At 44.7% G+C, this 18,980-nt stretch carries 14 protein-coding genes; 13 read left to right on the forward strand and 1 reads right to left on the reverse strand.

The genetic code is table 11. The features are described from left to right. The first annotated feature begins 136 nt into the window (after window positions 1–136). The 13 genes from DPF91_RS19320 (at window position 137) to tldD (ending at window position 18,191) form a co-directional block, all read left to right on the forward strand. Complete coding sequence (locus DPF91_RS19320) at window positions 137–619, forward strand: type II secretion system protein (RefSeq protein ID WP_117236128.1); 483 nt, start codon at window positions 137–139, stop codon at window positions 617–619. Beyond that, window positions 616–1,134: a type IV pilus modification PilV family protein gene (locus DPF91_RS19325; RefSeq protein ID WP_117236129.1), complete on the forward strand. Its 519-nt coding sequence runs from the start codon at window positions 616–618 to the stop codon at window positions 1,132–1,134. Before DPF91_RS19320 ends, DPF91_RS19325 begins: the two co-directional genes overlap by 4 nt. Then, on the forward strand, window positions 1,134–1,859 hold the full coding sequence (locus DPF91_RS19330) for a PilW family protein (protein ID WP_117236079.1): 726 nt from the start codon (window positions 1,134–1,136) through the stop codon (window positions 1,857–1,859). The genes DPF91_RS19325 and DPF91_RS19330 overlap by 1 nt, the downstream gene beginning before the upstream one ends. Further along, on the forward strand, window positions 1,849–2,280 hold the full coding sequence (locus tag DPF91_RS19335; protein WP_117236080.1) for an MSHA biogenesis protein MshP: 432 nt from the start codon (window positions 1,849–1,851) through the stop codon (window positions 2,278–2,280). The genes DPF91_RS19330 and DPF91_RS19335 overlap by 11 nt, the downstream gene beginning before the upstream one ends. A 1-nt stretch (window position 2,281) precedes the next feature. Then, complete coding sequence (locus tag DPF91_RS19340; protein ID WP_117236081.1) at window positions 2,282–7,195, forward strand: DUF6701 domain-containing protein; 4,914 nt, start codon at window positions 2,282–2,284, stop codon at window positions 7,193–7,195. A gap of 159 nt (window positions 7,196–7,354) precedes the next feature. Beyond that, window positions 7,355–8,398: a rod shape-determining protein gene (locus DPF91_RS19345; protein ID WP_117236082.1), complete on the forward strand. Its 1,044-nt coding sequence runs from the start codon at window positions 7,355–7,357 to the stop codon at window positions 8,396–8,398. Window positions 8,399–8,522: 124 nt separating this feature from the next. Next, window positions 8,523–9,413, forward strand: a complete 891-nt coding sequence (gene mreC, locus DPF91_RS19350) for a rod shape-determining protein MreC (protein ID WP_117236083.1) — start codon at window positions 8,523–8,525, stop codon at window positions 9,411–9,413. After that, the gene (gene mreD / locus DPF91_RS19355) at window positions 9,400–9,891 is read left to right on the forward strand and encodes a rod shape-determining protein MreD (RefSeq protein ID WP_117236084.1); all 492 of its coding nucleotides are present in this window, start codon (window positions 9,400–9,402) and stop codon (window positions 9,889–9,891) included. The genes mreC and mreD overlap by 14 nt, the downstream gene beginning before the upstream one ends. 30 nt (window positions 9,892–9,921) lie before the next feature. Continuing rightward, a complete protein-coding gene (locus DPF91_RS19360; RefSeq protein WP_117236085.1) occupies window positions 9,922–10,491 on the forward strand; it encodes a Maf family protein in 570 nt (189 codons plus the stop codon). A gap of 23 nt (window positions 10,492–10,514) precedes the next feature. After that, window positions 10,515–11,984: a ribonuclease G gene (gene rng / locus DPF91_RS19365; RefSeq protein WP_117236086.1), complete on the forward strand. Its 1,470-nt coding sequence runs from the start codon at window positions 10,515–10,517 to the stop codon at window positions 11,982–11,984. Between the two features lie 10 nt (window positions 11,985–11,994). Then, the gene (locus DPF91_RS19370; protein ID WP_117236087.1) at window positions 11,995–15,882 is read left to right on the forward strand and encodes a YhdP family protein; all 3,888 of its coding nucleotides are present in this window, start codon (window positions 11,995–11,997) and stop codon (window positions 15,880–15,882) included. 33 nt (window positions 15,883–15,915) lie between these two features. After that, window positions 15,916–16,746: a carbon-nitrogen hydrolase family protein gene (locus DPF91_RS19375; RefSeq protein ID WP_117236088.1), complete on the forward strand. Its 831-nt coding sequence runs from the start codon at window positions 15,916–15,918 to the stop codon at window positions 16,744–16,746. After that, window positions 16,746–18,191 carry a metalloprotease TldD gene (gene tldD / locus DPF91_RS19380; protein ID WP_117236089.1) on the forward strand — a complete coding sequence of 482 codons (1,446 nt, stop codon included), beginning with the start codon at window positions 16,746–16,748 and terminating at the stop codon, window positions 18,189–18,191. Before DPF91_RS19375 ends, tldD begins: the two co-directional genes overlap by 1 nt. Before the next feature lie 217 nt (window positions 18,192–18,408). Here the strand turns inward: tldD and yjgA are convergent, their stop codons facing one another. Continuing rightward, window positions 18,409–18,936, reverse strand: a complete 528-nt coding sequence (gene yjgA / locus DPF91_RS19385; RefSeq protein ID WP_117236090.1) for a ribosome biogenesis factor YjgA — start codon at window positions 18,934–18,936, stop codon at window positions 18,409–18,411. Between the last annotated feature and the right edge of the window lie 44 nt (window positions 18,937–18,980).

Genomic DNA, 18,980 nt, shown 5'->3' on the forward strand with positions numbered 1-18,980 from the left:
AGTATTTCAAAAGGCCAGCGATGCTGGCCTTTTTCTTACCTAAAATACCGTTTGTCCCCACAGACATTTCTCAACCTCTGGTTTACAATTAATCAATGACTTTCAGTTGGTTACTAGGCAGGACGCTGTAGTGAAAATCTCTCTTCCTCACAGTTCTAAAGGCTTTACCATGATCGAGTTGATTGTGGTTATTATCCTGTTGGGTATCGTCGCTGCTGTTGCCACGAGCCGATACATCGGCCGTGATAGCTTTTCTGCCATTGCGACACAAGATCAAGTGATTTCGGTGATTCGTCAAGTACAACTTAATCGGATGCAGTCCAATGTCGACCTTGGTGCGACTACGGGTAATACCAATTTTACCTTACTCGTACAGAGCGATTGCGTGGGATCTCAATCATCTTGTATCAACCGAGATGAAGGCCGCAGCGATTGGGTATCGGTCGACAATGTGACCTTTTCTATTTCTCCAAACAACTCAACGGTTAACTTCGATCTATTGGGCAACCCTATTGATGGTGCAATCAATGGTGTGACCATCACAATTCGCTCCTCTGCGAGTACTTGCCTTGTTGAGGTTAATGAACAAGGCTATGTGTCTGCTGGGGTATGCTCATGATTCGAGGAAAAGGATTTACCCTCATAGAAAGCATTATTGTCATAGTAGTGATGGGATTGGCAATGGTGACAATCACAAGCTTTCTCGTACCTCAGGTTTCTCGCTCTGCTGACCCTCATTACCAAGCCCGAGCGTCTGCTCTTGGCCAAAGTGTGATGTCTCTTATTCTTGCACGTAGTTTTGATGAAAATAGTGATCGTAGCGGAGGTGAACTGCGCTGCGGAGAGGTTACCGCGGAACCTTGTTCAACTACCCTTGGTGACAATGGGGAAGCAAGCGTGGACCTTTATAATGATGTTGATGATTATAAAGGTTGTTGGGAGCCGAATAGCGCCAACAATTGCAAAGATCTAAACGCATTAGTTGGGGAGGCTGGGACGACGACGTATCGTAACTTTCGTCTCGATATCGATGTGACGTACGAAACCGTCGATCAACTAAAAAGAATTGACCTAACGGTATCTGCGAGTAATCAAACCCCCATTAACCTAAGCGCTTATCGAGGTAATTATTGATGAAAGCTAAAGGTTTTACACTGATTGAAATGGTGATGACCATTATTGTCGGGGCCATTTTAGTGTTGGGGATCGCAGGTTTTATCCAACTTGGAGCGAGCGGTTATTCCGATACTGTGGAGCGTCAGCGAATTCAGACTCAAGCCAAGTTCTTGATTGAAAAAATATCCCGTGAGGTTCGCCATGCTGTGCCTAATATGTTAGATGACTTGATTACACTAACGGGAGCAGATAGCTGTGTGAACTTTTACCCTATCTTATCGTCTGGTTTCTATGCGATTTCTGGCGATGATATTCAGTTTATTGTTGGTCAAGAAGGTGTAACAGTCGCTGACATTACTGGTTTGAATTTCGTCATCAACCCTACGGAAGCAACCCCTACCAACAATAACTTTGCTCTGACTGGCGTAACTAGCAGTAATGACACATTTTTACTTCCGGGTCAGGCTGCAGCAATAACCGGGCATTCAGTGTCGAATCGCCACTACATTTTTGACCAGAGCAATAGAGTAAGTTACTGCTTAATGAATGGGCAAGTCGTTCGCTTTGATGGTAATAACCGAGTTATACCTATTTCAGATATGGGTGTCAGTGGTCAGCTAAGTTATGTTCCTGCTACCGTTCAGCGCAACGGAATTGTCCACCTCAATCTGGCATTTAGTAATCAACAAGGTGATGAGTCGACGAACTATCAGCAAGATGTGCAGGTGTTAAATGTCCCATAGAAGAAAACAACAAGGCAATCTCATCATTGTCGTAGTATTCGTGTTGGTCGTTATGGGCTTCCTGGCCGCAAGCTTGAGCCGTATTGAGCAGTCGAACAGTGACTCACACACTAAAGAAGTGATGGGAACTCAAGCGGCACTTTTAGCTCATTCTGCTATCGAGAGTGCTCTTACTACTGTGTATCCACCAAGAGCTAACATTACTGACCAATTTGATGTCGCTGCTGCATGCACAGCGATTGATGGCAGTAACCTGAGCTTTGAGACACAGGTGAGTTGTCAGAATGTTCAACTTGCGTGTGAACAGCGGGGTGGGACACTAGTGGATGATACACAGCTATTTGTTATCGAGGCCGTATCAATTTGTGGAACCGGAATTAATCAAATGCAGCGTCGCCAAGAAGCGTGGTTGAGGAATTGATATGACAATCAGATTCATTTTTTTGTCCCTGTTGGGCCTAATACCTTATTTGACTTATGCAGGTGCCGATTGGCCACTACCGAATGATGAGCGGCCGAGAACTTCTGCTCAAACCTGGGATAAACAGAAACCTAAAGTGGAATTTAATAGTTCGGGGCAAATAGCTGGTGCTGTCAATGGTAACTTGATTGGGTACGATAAAGACGGCGACTTTGATAATAACCATTCTAGCTCATGTATTGATACGGAGTGTAAAGCTGACAAGGATTACAAGTTAGATGATTCTCCTGATTTTGATGCTCCTGAAGGAGCTCAAGGTATTAATTTAAAAGATCGTTCAGGCACACTTTCTGGCGGCGTATATAAAGCAACCCAAGAGGTTCAATTAACATCAGGAGATAAGCTAACTGTTACAGCGCCTTCTACACTTTATGCTGATGTCTTTACTCTCGATGGCGGTGAAATTATTGTTTCTTCTGGCAACCCAGATGATCTAGTAATTGTTACCAAAGAAGATACAAAGTTCATAAACGCAAAGGGTGTTATTGATGCTCATATCCTTTCTAAAAAATACCTTCAAATTAACAACAGCCATGTTTCAGGTTCAATCGTTACTAATACTCTGAACTTTGATGGTGGAGGCTCATTAGGTGGGCGACTGCCTTCCGTGCCGCAAGAGCTGCCATATATGTGTGAAGAGGAAATACGCCTTGATGAGGAGTTCACAATTGAAGCGACTTATCACTTTGAAGAGCTTCGATCGGGAGAGGTGATAGAAACTGATGTTGATACTCTGTATTTGTCTCACAACCACGACTTAGATAAACCAGATGGTGGTCATACACTTGAGTTATGGTCTCAGAGCCGAGATAGCGCAATTTTTTATGCACCTGAAGTCGATCAAAATGATGTCAATCAGATTAAGATTTTGTTCTTTCCGAGAGGTTGGCGCGACGGTGATGTTATTGGTGACTTTTATTACTACTTGAATGTTAATGCTCAAGGGTGGCAGCTGATTGATACTAAAGAGAACTTTGATCTTAGTATGGACGGCAAGGGCTCAAAAGGTTGGGTACATGAGCAGAGGGAAAAGTGGTCTTTACCTTCATGTATACAAGACGCCGAAAATCCAACAGATTATGCAGATCCTGCTAAGTACGAGTTCGGTGTTAAAGAGTGTACATCGATGCCATGTACCATCGATTTTGATCCTTCTATTGAATATGAATTCACGCCACTCGTCTTCGTTATGCCAACTATAGATGAAAATGATCCAGATACTGATGCTCCTTCCCGTTTGTATATTCAATCCGAGCTCAACTCGAATTCAACTAGCGTTACTATCGACCAACATTCAGTATTAACTGACGGTAACGGGTTTCGTCGAAAGGAAATGACATCGATTTCCTATCTAATCATTGAGCCCGGTATTGTTGAGATTGATGGCCATAAATTGGTCGCAGGGTTCGTCAATACTGCTGAAATTGGAAGGCGTCAAAATGGTGCTTCAGCAACCAATGAACTTTTCTCTAACTTTGGATTGGATAATTTCGATAGCGGTGACCCCGTCCTCTTGCATCAAATTCAGTCAAATAGAAACCTGGGTAAGTGGATGACTTCTGGGCGTTTACCTCAACCTACTAATTATCAAAGAAATCGTTCTGTCGATTTGTTTTTAGAACTATCAGGTTCTTATGACGATTCACATAACTATGCTGAAGAGAAAGTTGCTTTTTTGGCCTCAGATCCTTCAGATGTCTTGTATTCAAATGGCTTCAAGATGCAGTTTCGCAATGATTTTACAACTCGCCGCCAATCAAACGGAGGCTCATTAGCCAATAGCTGTAATGAATTTGCAACGACAGATTTGGTCAATATTGATGGTGTTATAGGTAACAAACAAGAGCGTTCTGGAGGATATGGTGGGTGGCTACGAAGGTGCGACATCGAAGAAAGTGGAGTTAGTTTCATTATTGATGAAGATGCCACTGAACGTGGGCATAAACCAGAGAAAGTCGGTTTTTTTGCCTTTGAAGAATCTCAGTTGGAGTTTGATAGTTGTCGTTACTTCCCTGAAGCGGTTCAGTCTAACCGATATTATCAATCAGGCAATGAGTGGGTACCTTGGGATGGATACCTAAACATATCTAGTAGTGACAATGAGGGTAACCGATTGAATCTTGAACATTTAACAAAAGATCAAGCTCTTGCTTTCTCAAGTTCTATTGTGAGTGGTGATGATAAAAATGGTTGTTATTATTCAGATGGGCAGAATTCAAACGGTAGATGTCTTGTAGATGCCACCCGTAACTTATTTCCTGATGGGCCGCCAAATGAAAATGCATTTGAACCACAAGGTGATGATATCGAAGTTGATAGGGATGAGTATACTTTGGATTCCCCGTTAAGACCCGGTAATTACAGATCCATATCATTTGATGATGATAAAACAACTTTGGTTTTGGCTGGAGGAGAGTACTGGATAGGGGAGTTAAATTTTAACAATAAAGAAGTCAGTATAGCGGTAAAAAATACTACGATTATTCATTACAATTCGATTAAGTTTAACCAAAAACACAAATTATACCTTAATGCAGGTAAATGGGATGGCAGTGAAGATGAGTCAGGCTTCAACCCTGCTGATTTAACCTTAATTGGTCATGGCAGCGCTTCTTATTTTTATCCAGAAAAAACACATGACTTACGATTCATTGGTAACTTGTATGTATCACCTAGCGCTGCAAGTGTTGGTTTTAATACAGGCAGTGCGCATCGGTTTGAAATGACGGGGGCATTGACTGCCCCAATTATTAATTTTAATGCGCACAAAGACAGCTATATTAATGCGCAACCTTTGGAAAACTGTGGAACTAATCCTAGTCCTCAGATTGATAAGATAACGATCAAACCGTTTAATTTTCATCTGATTTGTGATGTATCGGAAGTACAAGTTATCCTCGAAGGGGAGGGTGAGCTCTCTGGATATACCCCGGAGTTAATTTTACCTACAGGCTTGACACTGTTGGAGTCGACACCTTCAGACTCTGAAGGCAAAGCCATATACAAAGTTTCTAACACTACTCAAAATGTTGGTGATTACACGTTGAATGCAATTCTTGCCCTAGGTAGTTCATCATTACAAGCAGATCCCCAAGATATGGTTTATGTACCATACAAAATCGATTTTAAAAATAATGGTGTAGATTGGGTAGAACCAGGAGAAGAAGGTTATAGTGATCAAAGTGTAGTTTCATTTACAGCTGGAAGGGAAGCAAGAATAGATGCTCGGGTGTTGGGTTGTAATAGTGGTGGTTCAGAAGTACTAAACTACAACAAAACTCTTACTAACGATGACGTGAGTATCTTAGTCCACCCAGAAGGTGGTGCTGGGGACTTTTCTCTTACAGATTTAGTTTTCGGCTCTGGTATGACCGATGAGGAAAGTCCAAGTAGTGTGCGCTTTAATAACTCTGGGGAAGTAGTTGTAAAAGTTACTGATGAGGACTTTGATTGCTCAACTGCTGTAGAGGATGACTGCCCTATAGACGGGAGTACTTTACAGGGGGCATTCACACTAAAAGTTCGCCCATGGAAGATTGCAATATGTGAAGTTAAGTCCGAACACAAATCGAAGGTTTTTACCAATAGAGGAACAACTGATTCGGGATTAGGTTTTATGCCAGCCGGTGCTGAGTTTAATATCACTTATCGCCCAATAGTGTACGCTGATTTTGTGACTGGTGGTGGTAAATGTGCTTATCCTATCGCTACTAATTATGCAAAGGATAATGGTCCATTATCAGTTAGTACCTCTGTAGTTTATCCATTGGTTCATGACCCGGATGCTCTACCAAATATCGAAGAAGGAAACTTCTCCTCTAGCGATATTGATGTAAAAGTTACCACTCAGAGCTTCTGGGATGAAGTTGGAAGTTTCGACTTAGAAACGTCAGCAACCTATTTATCTATGGCTCTTGATACTGATACTGAAACCATTGGTCGCTTCTATCCTGATTACTTTACTGTTGTTAGCAACAGTTGGAATGATCCAGACAATCAAAGTTTCACCTATATGAATCAAGAGTTCGGCAGTGTTGAAGCTGAAGTAGCAGCCTATAGTTTCTTAGACAATGAAACGACAAACTATGGTGAATTTGCCGCTGATCTCCAAGCTGTATTTTCTCTAGATGATGACGATGAACGTATAGTTAATGCTGATGCGGGTAGTCTATCGACAGTGTCATCTTACACTGGAAGTCGTTGGCAACTGTCTAGTTCAGAGATTAGCTGGTCTAAAAGAACAGATTTTGTCGCGGATGGTCCCTTCAATGTGAATAGTAGTGACTTTGACGGTAGTACGGAACGCCTTACGTTCATTGAAATATCACCATCACTTGCTGGTGACCCAGTGCAGTTCAAATCTGATGCAAATGATCCTGATGATGTAGTGAGAGAAGAGTTGCCTGGTGATCACCCACGAGTTGTGTATGGTCGAGTGAATTTGAGTGATGCTGGTGGTGTTTCAGGAAGTCGAATTACCGTTCCGCTTCAAGTTGAATATTGGAATGGTGTGACATTTGTTCGTAATGATGCGGATAGTTTTACCGATATCGAAGCTGAAGAAGCGGATGCTGAAGTCATCTGGCCGGCAGGTGCTACGACGACAGCAACGTTAAGTGGAGAGGCTGATATCATTCGTGGCGTTTCTAATGAGTTCATTGCGGAACAAACCACAGAGACTAGAGAACAAGTCGAAATATGGCAAGAGCTAGACTCAACAGATAATCCAATGCCGTGGCTAATGTTCGATTGGGATCAAAACCAAACCGACGAGGAAAACCCGTCGACGGTGGTCACCTTTGGCATTCACCGTGGTAATGATAGGGTTATCTATCGCGGCGAACCGGGTCTCTAAATCAAGAAAAATGTCATTTTCTGGGCTTTAGTCAGGAATTTGTAAGAAAATGGGGTATTCAGCCCATGTTTCCTTCCCAATGCCTTGCTGTAATTGCAAGGCATTGGTACATTTAGTGCAATTTTTTATCTTCTAATTCTTGCAGGATGAGCGAAGGATATGTTCAAAAAACTTCGTGGCATGTTTTCAAACGACCTATCGATTGACTTAGGTACTGCCAACACTCTTATTTACGTAAAAGGACAAGGTATTGTTCTTGACGAACCCTCTGTTGTAGCTATCCGTCAGGACCGTGCAGGTTCTGCCAAAAGCGTTGCAGCAGTGGGTCACGCGGCTAAGCAAATGCTGGGTCGTACTCCTGGTAACATTTCAGCAATTCGTCCTATGAAAGATGGTGTAATCGCCGACTTCTACGTGACCGAGAAAATGCTGCAGCACTTCATTAAGCAAGTGCATGACAACAGCTTCCTTAAGCCAAGCCCTCGTGTTCTTGTGTGTGTTCCTTGTGGTTCAACGCAAGTTGAGCGTCGTGCGATCCGTGAGTCAGCACTGGGTGCCGGTGCTCGTGAGGTATACCTCATTGATGAACCAATGGCAGCCGCAATTGGTGCAGGTCTACGTGTCTCTGAGCCTACGGGTTCGATGGTAGTAGATATCGGTGGTGGTACGACAGAAGTTGCTGTTATCTCTCTAAATGGTGTTGTGTACTCTTCTTCTGTGCGTATCGGTGGTGACCGTTTTGATGAAGCGATCATCAACTATGTGCGCCGTAACTACGGTTCTCTGATTGGTGAAGCAACCGCTGAAAAGATCAAACATGAAATCGGCTCTGCGTACCCAGGTGAAGAAGTTCAGGAAGTCGAAGTTCGTGGTCGTAACCTTGCTGAAGGTGTGCCACGTAGCTTTACTCTGAACTCAAATGAGATCTTAGAGGCACTTCAAGAGCCTCTAACGGGTATTGTATCTGCCGTTATGGTTGCACTAGAACAGTGTCCACCAGAGCTAGCGTCTGATATCTCCGAAAACGGTATGGTTCTTACTGGTGGTGGTGCACTACTGCGCGACCTTGATCGTCTACTGACAGAAGAGACTGGCATCCCAGTCGTAGTGGCTGAAGAACCGCTAACGTGTGTTGCACTTGGTGGCGGTAAAGCGTTAGAGATGATCGATATGCACGGTGGTGATCTCTTCTCTGAAGAGTAATTGGTTCGGGCTTTGCGAGAGCGTGATTGTTCAACTCATACCATGAAAGGACTTATCGTACCGTTGTCGTAAAGCTATCTAACATTGCTCAAAAACAGAGAGAAAATCAGGATCAAGTAGATAGATGAAACCTATTTTTGGCAGGGGCCCTTCTCTGCAACTGCGTCTGTTTTTTGCCGTCATGATATCAGCCAGCCTTATGCTGGCTGATAGTCGTTTAGACACATTCTCAAGCGTACGTCATTTATTGAATAGTGCCGTGGCGCCAATTCAATATCTTGCTAACACCCCTCGCTCTATGTTTGATGGTCTTTACGAGCGTTTAGACAGTCGTCAAACCCTATTAAAGAAGAACACTCAGCTGAGACGTGATGTTCTTGAGCTAAAAAATGACTTGTTGCTGCTTGAGCAATATCAAGAAGAAAACCAACGCCTAAGAAGCCTACTTGGCTCATCGTTTGTTCGAGATGAGCAGAAGGTAGTCACTGAGGTCATGGCGGTGGATACCTCACAATACACGCACCAAGTTGTGATCGATAAAGGCTACATTGACGGTGTTTATGAAGGTCAGCCAGTTCTGAATGAGAAGGGTGTTGTCGGTCAGGTGACTTATGTTGGAGCGCATAACAGTCGAGTTTTGCTGCTTACGGATAGTAGTCACGCGATTCCTGTCCAGGTGGTTCGTAACGATATTCGAGTGATTGCGACGGGTAATGCGCACGTTGACCAGATTACGCTGCAACATATTCCTACCAGCACAGACATCATTGAAGGTGATTTGTTAGTGACGTCAGGCTTAGGTGGCGTGTACCCAGAGGGTTATCCTGTGGCATACGTAAACCGAGTTGAGAAAGACAATCGCAAACCATTTGCCACCATCGAAGCCGACCCTGTCGTGGAATTCGATCGTTTACGTTACTTGCTGTTGATTTGGCCAAACGAAGGCCGCAAGGAACAGGTTGAAGAGGCGTTAGCAACAATGAACGCTGAGGGAGAGACACATGGCGAGCGGTAATATCTTCCGTAATCGAATCATTATTTGGTTGTCATTCTTTATCGCTCTGATACTACAGACCATTCCTTGGCCAGGTGTGCTCGAGTTCTTGCGTCCATCTTGGTTGCTACTTGTCACTTTTTATTGGGTTCTGGCGCTACCACATCGCGTGAACGTTGGGACGGCATTGGTGCTGGGTTTATTGTGGGACCTACTCGTTGGTTCAACCTTAGGTATTCGTGGCATGATGATGGCTATCACCATTTACCTAGTTGCTTTGAACTTCTTGGTGATTCGCAACATGGCTCTGTGGCAACAGGCGGTGTTGGTTGGTGTGTTATCAGTACTCTCGGAGCTACTTATCTTCTTTGGTGAATACCTAATTCAAGATGTGACTCTGAATACCATGACCTTGTGGAGCAGTGTGATTGATTGCATCTTATGGCCATGGTTATTCTTGTTGATGCGCCGTGTGAGACGCCATTGGCATATACGTTAGACTAGATAGTTAATTAAATAGGACCCAATAATGACCGCCCAATTGAAACTGGTTTTAGCTTCTGGCTCACCACGAAGAAAGGAACTGCTTGAGCAACTTGGGTATCAGTTCGACATCGTTAAGCCCGATGTTGAAGAGACGCAACAGCTTGGGGAATCACCGAGCGATTATGTTGTCAGACTATCAAAGGATAAAGCGTTAGCCGGTTTGAAGTTAACATCCGCAGGTAGTGTGGTTATTGGGTCTGATACCATTGTGGTCGCAGGTGAAAAAGTACTTGAAAAGCCTACGGATTACCTAGATGCTAAGCATATGTTAATGCGTCTTTCATCTGGTAAACACCAAGTCATGACCGCAGTGACTATTGCAACAGAACAAAAAATAAAATCGGTCATGGTTAAGACCGATGTTTGGTTTAAGTCCCTGACAGAACAAGAAATAAAACAATATTGGGACTCAGGAGAGCCTTGTGATAAAGCGGGCAGCTACGGCATTCAAGGCCTAGGTGGACGCTTTGTTACTCGAATTGATGGAAGCTACTATGCCGTTGTAGGCCTACCTCTCTTTGAAACCGAGCAGCTATTGCACGAATTCATTTAAAATTTCCTACATTGAGGTGCACTATGAGTGCTGAACTGGTACTGAACGTAACACCGAGCGAGACTCGTGTTGCGATGATAGAGAGTGGCGTTTTACAAGAAATCCATATTGAGCGTGAAGCACGACGAGGCATCGTCGGGAATATCTATAAAGGCCGTGTGAGCCGTGTACTGCCTGGTATGCAGGCCGCTTTTGTCGATATTGGTCTAGAGAAAGCGGCGTTTCTTCATGCCTCTGATATCGTTCCTCATACTGAGTGTGTGGCCGAGAACGAAAAACAGCAATTCCAAACCCATAATATTTCTGAGTTGGTTCGCCAGGGTCAGGATATTGTGGTGCAAGTTGTCAAAGACCCACTGGGTACCAAAGGTGCACGCCTAACCACCGATATCACTATCCCTTCTCGCTATCTCGTTTTTATGCCTGGTGCTAGCCATGTAGGTGTATCTCAGCGTATTGAGAGTGAGTGTGAGCGAAAGCGACTGAAGAAAGTGGTTGCTGATTATTGTGACGAGAACGGTGGCTTTATCATTCGTACTGCAGCTGAAGGTGCAGATGCAAAAGAACTGGCGCAAGATGCAGCATTTTTGAAGCGCTTGTGGCTAAAGGTGATTGAGCGTCGTAAGAAGTACAAAACACGTTCAACACTTTATGGCGAGCTTGGCCTCTCTCAACGTATCTTGCGTGATTTTGTCGGCACAGAGCTAAGCCGTATCCAGGTTGATTCTCGCCTAGAGTTTGAGAACCTCAAGGAGTTTACCTCTGAGTATGTTCCAGAGCTGACTGATAAGCTGGCTCTTTATGAAGGTGACAAACCTATCTTTGATATGTACGACACCGAGAACGAGATTCAGCGCTCACTCGATCGTAAGGTAGAGCTTAAGTCTGGCGGTTACCTGATTATCGATCAAACTGAAGCAATGACGACAGTCGATATCAATACTGGTGCGTTTGTTGGTCGTCGTAATCTTGAAGAGACGATCTTCAATACCAATATTGAAGCGACTCAGGCGATTGCACGTCAGCTTCGCTTACGTAACTTAGGTGGTATTATCATTATCGATTTCATCGATATGGCCTCAGATGAACATCGAAATCGAGTACTTGTGTCACTTGAAGCTGCCCTAAGCAAAGATCGCGTGAAAACTAACATCAATGGTTTTACTCAGTTGGGCTTAGTAGAGATGACGCGTAAGCGTACTCGCGAAAGTATTGAACATGTTCTGTGTTCGACTTGTCCAACCTGTGAAGGTCGAGGAAGCGTGAAGACGGTAGAGACTGTTTGTTTTGAAATCCTCCGTGAAATCACACGTGTAAACCGAGCATATGACGCAGATAAGTTTGTTGTCTATGCATCGCCTGCAGTCGCTGAAACTCTTGAAGGGGATGAGTCACATGCGCTGGCTGAGCTCGAAGTATTTATCGGTAAGCAAGTGAAGATTCAGGCTGAACCTCTTTATATTCAAGAGCAGTTTGACGTTGTCATGATGTAATGGAGACTGTGTGACAGCCTTTACAACCCGTATATTGAAAGCCCTATTATGGCTAGTAATGATCGCAATGGTCTTACTGGCCATAATTGTTACGTCTCTACGAGTAACGCTACCTAAGCTGAATGATTATAAAGATGAGATTGATGCTTGGGTAACCAAAGGTACTGGCATCGAGTTTAATATCAGCTCGGTTGAGGGGTATTGGCGTAATACACACCCATCTTTAGTCCTGAAGGGGATCGAGGCTCAAGCATCAACAAGTAGTGATATTCAATTTTCACTTGACGAAGTGATCGTAGAGTTTGACCTTATCTCATCAATCCTAAATTTAACCCCTAAGATCGCTGATCTTCGCTTGTCACAAATGACACTCGATGTCAGTTCTATCGACCTATTTAATGATGAGTCTACCCAACAAGAACCTTCTTCAGGTGAGAGAAAGGGTGGGCAGAACCTTGTTAAACAGCTTGATAATTTATTGTTACGACAACTTAATCAATTCTATTTGTATGATTCGCGTATCACTTACAAAGCAATCTCAGGCGATATTCGTACGCTAGAGCTTGATAGCCTCAAATGGGAAAATGATGGCCACTACCACTTAGCTGAAGGCTTGATAAGCGTTGCCGGCACGACAATCAACTCTTTGTCCGTCTCCGCTAACTTTGAAGACCATGGTTCTCTCGTCGATATTAGCGGTGATTTTTTTGTTCAAGCCGAAAACATTCGTATTGGTCAATGGTTAACGACTTTCCTGCGCTCTGAAACGGGTATTGAGGAAGGCCATGTTAGCTTTGATAGTTGGTTAACATTAAAGCGTAGCCGTCCTGTGAGCGGTATGGTTGAACTGCAACCTTCAGAACTAATCTGGCGTGTGGACGAAGCGAGTGAGCAGCAAGAGCTGATTGTAGAATCTGGTGTTGTTGAACTTAAACCATTCAATGATAGTGACATAGAGGTAAGTGTTCACCAACTTAATGCCCGAACCAACAGTGATGAATGGCCAGAGCTTGATGCCGTGTTGCGAATGAGTGAGCAAGGTTGGATAGGCAACATCTCACAAATCGAAGTTAACTACCTGCTTCCCCTTCTAGATCTAGTACCTGAGCAGCAAGGAACCAGTGATTTTCTTGAAGAACTCTCGCCTCATGGTTTAGTTGAAGACATTCGTTTGTCGCAATTGAAAGGTGAAGAATTAAAGTATTCCGCGTCTATTACTAATTTAGGTATGGCTCAATGGGAGCTGTTACCTGAGGTTCATCATGCATCAGCCATTCTCGCCGGCACACCAAGCAAAGCCAGTGTGAAGCTGTCATTGATTGATGACACCTTGCCTTACGCCGATGTGTTTCAGGCACCCTTGATGATTAAGCAAGGGCAGGTAGATATCGTGTGGGAGAGCGACGAACAAGGTTGGCGTTTGTGGGCTGATAAGGTTACCGCTGCTACGCCAGATCTTCAGGTGCTTGGGGCCTTTAGGCTCGATTTTCCAAATGACCGCTCCCCGTTTCTGTCGTTCTATGCTGAAGCTGACCTCTACAATGCGAGCCAAACATGGCGATACTTGCCAACGCTAGCATTGGGTCAAAGTCTAACGGATTACTTATCTACAGCCATACAAGGTGGCAGAGCCATCACATCAAAGTTGCTATGGTATGGTGAGCTGGGTGATTTTCCTTATGCCGACAATAACGGCATGTTCCAGGCGTTTGTCCCACTCAAACAGGCAAAATTTAGCTTTGATACGACGTGGCCGGTAATCAACGATTTACAGCTGGATCTATTGTTCCAAAACGCTGAAATGCATCTTGATTCGAGCTCAGCTCAGTTGATGGATATCTCTGCTAGCCGTATTACTGGTCGTATACCCGATTTAGCCGGGGATGGTCATATTGAGATTGAAGCCAAGGCGACTGCCGAAGGGACTGATGTTCGCAACTATATGACATCATCTCCCTTGGTCGATTCTGTTGGCGCCGCACTGACAGCTGTTGATGTCAGTGGTGATGTGTATTCGGAGTTTCAGCTTTACATCCCATTCTCTGAAAATGAAGATGCTAGAGCTTGGGGTTTTGCTGACTTACTTGGAAACCACGTTGAGATTGATGCACCACCTATGACGCTCGAAGGTGTTAAAGGGCGTATTGAATTTGATAATGACGTGGTGACCGCAAAGGCCTTGGATGCTGATTTATTGGATCAAAAAGTCGCGATTGCTTTCCAAGGAGAGAATCAAGCCCAAGGTTACGGTGTTGATATTGATGTGAAAGGGGATTGGAAACCAAAGCCTCTTGAGCCGTATGTTGGATCTCGATGGCTATCCCAGCTAACAGGCCACTCTGTTTGGAATGCCGGTGTCGACCTACAGCTTAATGATGTCGGTTTTACTTACCAATTGGATGTAAAGGCGGACTTAGTCACTTTAGGAAGTAAGCTACCAGCACCATTAGCCAAAGATTTTGGCGAAAAAGGGTCTGCTCGCCTACAAGCTTCTGGCAATCAAGAGACCATATCTTCGCGCTTACAATTGCCGAATGCTAAATATCAAGCCGAGATCGATATTACGGGTGAGATCCCTGTGATTGAAGGAACCAACCTCGTTCTCGGCCAAGGTGCGTTTAGAGTCAGCCCTGTAGTGGGACACCATGCATTGGTGCGTATGAATCAGTTTAATCTAGATGATTGGATTGCCCTAATAAGCCAAGGTGCGCCTAAAGAGACGAGTGTCGTTTCTTCCATGCAGACACCAGAAATTCCGACCCCACAACGCATCAATGCTCAGGTTAAAGATCTCAAACTAGCCAGTACCGATTGGAACGATGTTGATTTCCGAGCTCGCAAGAAAGCAATGCAATGGGAGTTCACATTAGACAGTGCCCAGGCCAAAGGCCAAGCAAGCTACTTAGCACCCTATGACCTTAATGTTGCGCTAGAGCGACTACACATCAATATACCTGCTCTAGATGAGATGGAAGAAGGCGATAACCTACCTTCAACTGACTTGAGCCAACCATTGATTTCTAGCCTAGACCGCCAGCTTCATCAACAGCTGCCTAACCTGACGCTATCGATTGATGATTTCTGGCTGCAAGGCTATAAGGTTGGTACTGCGAAGGTTGATATGCAGCGCAAACAAGATCGCATTGAGTGGAAAGAGATCGCCTTTAAGAGTGGTGATAACGAGGTCAATATTAATGGCGATTGGCTGCTTAATGATCAAGTGAGTCAAACCAACTTTAACCTTAAGGTGAAAAGTAAGAACAACTCAGAGCTAATGGAACGTTTTGGTATTTCTTCTGGTATTCAAAAAGCCCCGTTTGAGCTTAATAGCGACTTAAATTGGGATGGTGCACCTTGGTCTCCTAAGGTGAATACGATGAATGGCAAGCTAGCATCGGAGTTTGGCAAAGGGGTCATCTCAGATGTCAGTGGTGCAGCGCGTCTCCTTGGTCTGTTTAGTATCGACTCTATCATTCGCAAGATGCAGCTCGATTTTACCGACGTGTTCGATAAAGGTATGGCATTTAATTCAATTAGCGGCAGTGGTGAGCTCGACCGCGGTGTATTTGTGACCAACAATATTAAGATGGACGCCGTCGCCGGTGAGATGAATATTCGAGGCCTGGCCGACTTGAATACTCGAACTGTGGATGCCGAAGTGGACTTTACACCAGATATTACCTCTGGCATTCCTGTACTGACCGCCTTTGCGGTAACGCCACAAACAGCGCTTTACGTACTCGCAATTACCACGGTGATTTCTCCAGTGGTCGAGGTCTTTACTGAGGTTAACTATTCCGTCAAGGGACCGCTTGATTCCCCAACCGTAACCGAGATTTCTCGTAGTAAAGGTGAGTACTCGCTACCAAGTGACTTCAAAGAGAAAGCGTCTAAGTAGCTCTGGATAAGCTGATTTATTCAAGGAGGGATAATGAGCACAAAATTGATGATTGGCATTGTTCAGATGACATCTGGCTCTGATCCTGAATCAAATGTTGAGTACATCGAACGTTGTGTTCGTCAGTTAGCATTGGCTGGAGCTAAGCTTATCGTGACACCAGAAAACGCCATCGTGTTTGGGAGTCGCGCAGACTATCATCATTATGCAGAACCTCTTGGCGCTGGCCTTATTCAAAATCACCTTGCAGTACTGGCAGAAGAACTGAACATTGATTTACTGATAGGTTCTATGCCGGTACGAAATCATGAGAGGGTCATGACGACGTCGCTACTCTTTACTCCCAGAGGTTTAGCCGATCACTACGACAAGCTGCACATGTTTGATGTTGACGTTGCTGATGGCCATCAGCGCTATCGTGAATCTGAAACCTTTGAGGCAGGCTCGAATGTCGTTGTAGCTAAGCGCGACGGCTTTAATCTTGGGTTGAGTATATGTTACGACCTGCGCTTCCCTCACTTATTTAACCAGCTCGCTCGCCAAGGCGCAGATATCATTACCGTACCGGCAGCCTTTACCGAAGTGACTGGAGAGGCGCATTGGGAGGTACTGCTGCGTGCCCGAGCAATTGAGAACCAATGCTTTATTGTCGCAGTCGGCCAAGGTGGAACTCATCCATGCGGGCGTAGAACCTGGGGACACTCGATGGTGATTGATCCTTGGGGACGTGTAATTCAGCAATTGGACCAAAAACCTGATACTCTGCTAGTAGAGATCGATCTTGGCCAAATAGAGCCACTAAAAAGGGACATGCCAATTCAAAGTCATGCCCGTTTTGAAAATAAATTTAAAGAGAATAACTAATGAGCACCAACCGTATTCAAGATGCGCTTCTTAATCCTAGTGGATTAAGTGAACAAGACGTTGCCGATACGCTTGCGATGATCGCAACGCGTCAGATTGATTATGCTGATATCTATTTCCAATCTAGTTGGCATGAATCGCTGGTGCTTGAAGATAGCATTATCAAAGATGGCTCTTTCAACATCGATTGTGGCGTAGGTGTTCGTGCCGTAACGGGAGAGAAGACCGGCTTTGCTTATTCTGACCAAATTAACTTGGAAGGTTTAAAGCAGAGTGCGATTGCTGCTCGCGGTATTGCTCAGCAAGGTCAGAACGGCAAGGTTCAGGCGTTTAAACGCACAGAGAATCAAGCGTATTACCAAGCGGTAAATCCATTAGAGAGCTGGGAGAAACAGCAAAAGATTGACCTTCTTAAAGAACTTGATGCTTACATCAGAGCGAAAGAGCCTTTGATTGAAGAAGTATCGATCAGCCTAAGTGGTGTATATGAGCAAATGCTGGTGGCGGCAACTGACGGTACCTTCGCAGGTGATGTTCGCCCTTTGGTTCGTCTTTCTATCAGTGTGTTAGCGAAGAAAGGCGATCGCCGTGAACGTGGTAGCTCTGGTGGTGGTGGCCGCTTTGGTTATGACTTCTTACTCAATATGAGCGGTGATAAGAAGGTGGCTTTTGATTATGCGGACGAAGCGATTCGCATGGCGCTGGTTAATCTAGAAGCCGTAGCGGCTCCTGCTGGAACGATGCCTGTTGTACTCGGTTCTGGCTGGCCAGGTGTGTTACTTCATGAGGCTGTTGGTCACGGCCTTGAAGGTGACTTTAACCGTAAAGAGTCTTCGGTATTCTCTGGAAAGATTGGTGAACAGGTGACTTCTGAGCTTTGTACTATTGTTGATGATGGCACAATGAAAGATCTGCGTGGTTCTCTAAATATTGATGATGAGGGCGTTAACGGTCAGTACAACACGCTAATTGAAAATGGTGTGTTAAAAGGCTACATGCAAGATAAGTTGAATGCGCGTTTGACGGGGGTTAACCCAACAGGTAATGGTCGCCGTGAGTCTTATGCTCACCTGCCTATGCCTCGTATGACAAATACCTACATGCTGCCGGGTCAACACACTCCAGAAGAGATAATCTCGACGGTGAAGAAAGGTCTGTATGCGCCAAACTTTGGTGGTGGCCAGGTTGATATAACCTCAGGTAAGTTCGTATTCTCGGCATCAGAAGCTTACCTGATTGAAGATGGTAAGATTACTGCGCCTGTGAAAGGTGCAACTCTAATCGGCTCTGGTATCGAAGCGATGCAGCAAGTGTCTATGGTAGGTAACGATCTGAGTATTGACCGTGGCGTCGGTGTCTGCGGTAAAGCAGGTCAGAGTGTTCCAGTTGGTGTTGGTCAGCCAACGCTGAAGCTAGACTCAATCACTGTGGGTGGCACAGAGTAAGTCCTGCACATAAATCTAAATTCGTCATTCCCTACAGTGAGGTCACGAACGAGATAGGGAATCTGATTTGGGAAAGCGCTATAGGACGACGTCAGTTGTTTAGGTGCGGATATTTAAAAAGGATTGATGTTTTCACATCAATCCTTTTTTGCTTCTAGAAGCAAAGCGTTCTGTAGGACGAAGTCCGTTCTACAATCTCGCAGCGAAGCGTTCTAAATTAAAACTCTTCTTCATTCAGTTCTTTAAGAACCTGGAAGATTTCACGGTACGCTTTTGCTGGTTTACCTGCTTTCTTCTCTTTTGCTGCTTGGCGAGCTAGCTGACGTAGGCGCTGACGGTCTGCAGATGGATATAGTTCCATCACGTCTGTAATAGCGCTATCGCCTTCCTCGACTACACGGTCGCGAAGCGCTTCTAGCTTGTGCAATACCGCTGTTGCTTGTGAGTGCTTATTACGTACTTTGTCTAGTGCCGCTTGGATTGGTTCAGGGTCAACAAAACGCATAAGCTTGCCGATGTATTGTAATTGACGACGGCGAGCTTCGTTTTTGAAGCGCTGAGCGTCAGCGATGGCTTCTGCTAGGTCTTCCGTTAGAGGGAACTTAGCAAGGACTGCCGGTTTTAATCCAACCAACTCTTCACCGAGCTTTTGCAGGTCTTCCATGTCGTTTTTCATTTCGGTTCTGCTAACCCAAATGATCTCTTCTTCCTCTTCCCAAGGAGCTTTCTGGTTTTTACGTGCCATGATTTCTGTCTGATTGGTTACTTATGTCAGCTATTTTAGCAAGA

The organism is Vibrio maerlii (assembly GCF_003415655.1).
GTDB classification, from domain to species: domain Bacteria; phylum Pseudomonadota; class Gammaproteobacteria; order Enterobacterales; family Vibrionaceae; genus Vibrio; species Vibrio maerlii.

Excerpts from the sequence above, each read along its gene's own strand:
- DPF91_RS19325 (WP_117236129.1), top strand. The coding sequence starts at position 616 with ATGATTCGAGGAAAAGGATTTACCCTCATAGAAAGCATTATTGTCATA.
- DPF91_RS19330 (WP_117236079.1), top strand. The coding sequence starts at position 1,134 with ATGAAAGCTAAAGGTTTTACACTGATTGAAATGGTGATGACCATTATT.
- DPF91_RS19335 (WP_117236080.1), top strand. The coding sequence starts at position 1,849 with ATGTCCCATAGAAGAAAACAACAAGGCAATCTCATCATTGTCGTAGTA.
- DPF91_RS19340 (WP_117236081.1), top strand. The coding sequence starts at position 2,282 with ATGACAATCAGATTCATTTTTTTGTCCCTGTTGGGCCTAATACCTTAT.
- DPF91_RS19345 (WP_117236082.1), top strand. The coding sequence starts at position 7,355 with ATGTTCAAAAAACTTCGTGGCATGTTTTCAAACGACCTATCGATTGAC.
- mreC (WP_117236083.1), top strand. The coding sequence starts at position 8,523 with ATGAAACCTATTTTTGGCAGGGGCCCTTCTCTGCAACTGCGTCTGTTT.
- mreD (WP_117236084.1), top strand. The coding sequence starts at position 9,400 with ATGGCGAGCGGTAATATCTTCCGTAATCGAATCATTATTTGGTTGTCA.
- DPF91_RS19360 (WP_117236085.1), top strand. The coding sequence starts at position 9,922 with ATGACCGCCCAATTGAAACTGGTTTTAGCTTCTGGCTCACCACGAAGA.
- rng (WP_117236086.1), top strand. The coding sequence starts at position 10,515 with ATGAGTGCTGAACTGGTACTGAACGTAACACCGAGCGAGACTCGTGTT.
- DPF91_RS19375 (WP_117236088.1), top strand. The coding sequence starts at position 15,916 with ATGAGCACAAAATTGATGATTGGCATTGTTCAGATGACATCTGGCTCT.
- tldD (WP_117236089.1), top strand. The coding sequence starts at position 16,746 with ATGAGCACCAACCGTATTCAAGATGCGCTTCTTAATCCTAGTGGATTA.
- yjgA (WP_117236090.1), bottom strand. The coding sequence starts at position 18,936 with ATGGCACGTAAAAACCAGAAAGCTCCTTGGGAAGAGGAAGAAGAGATC.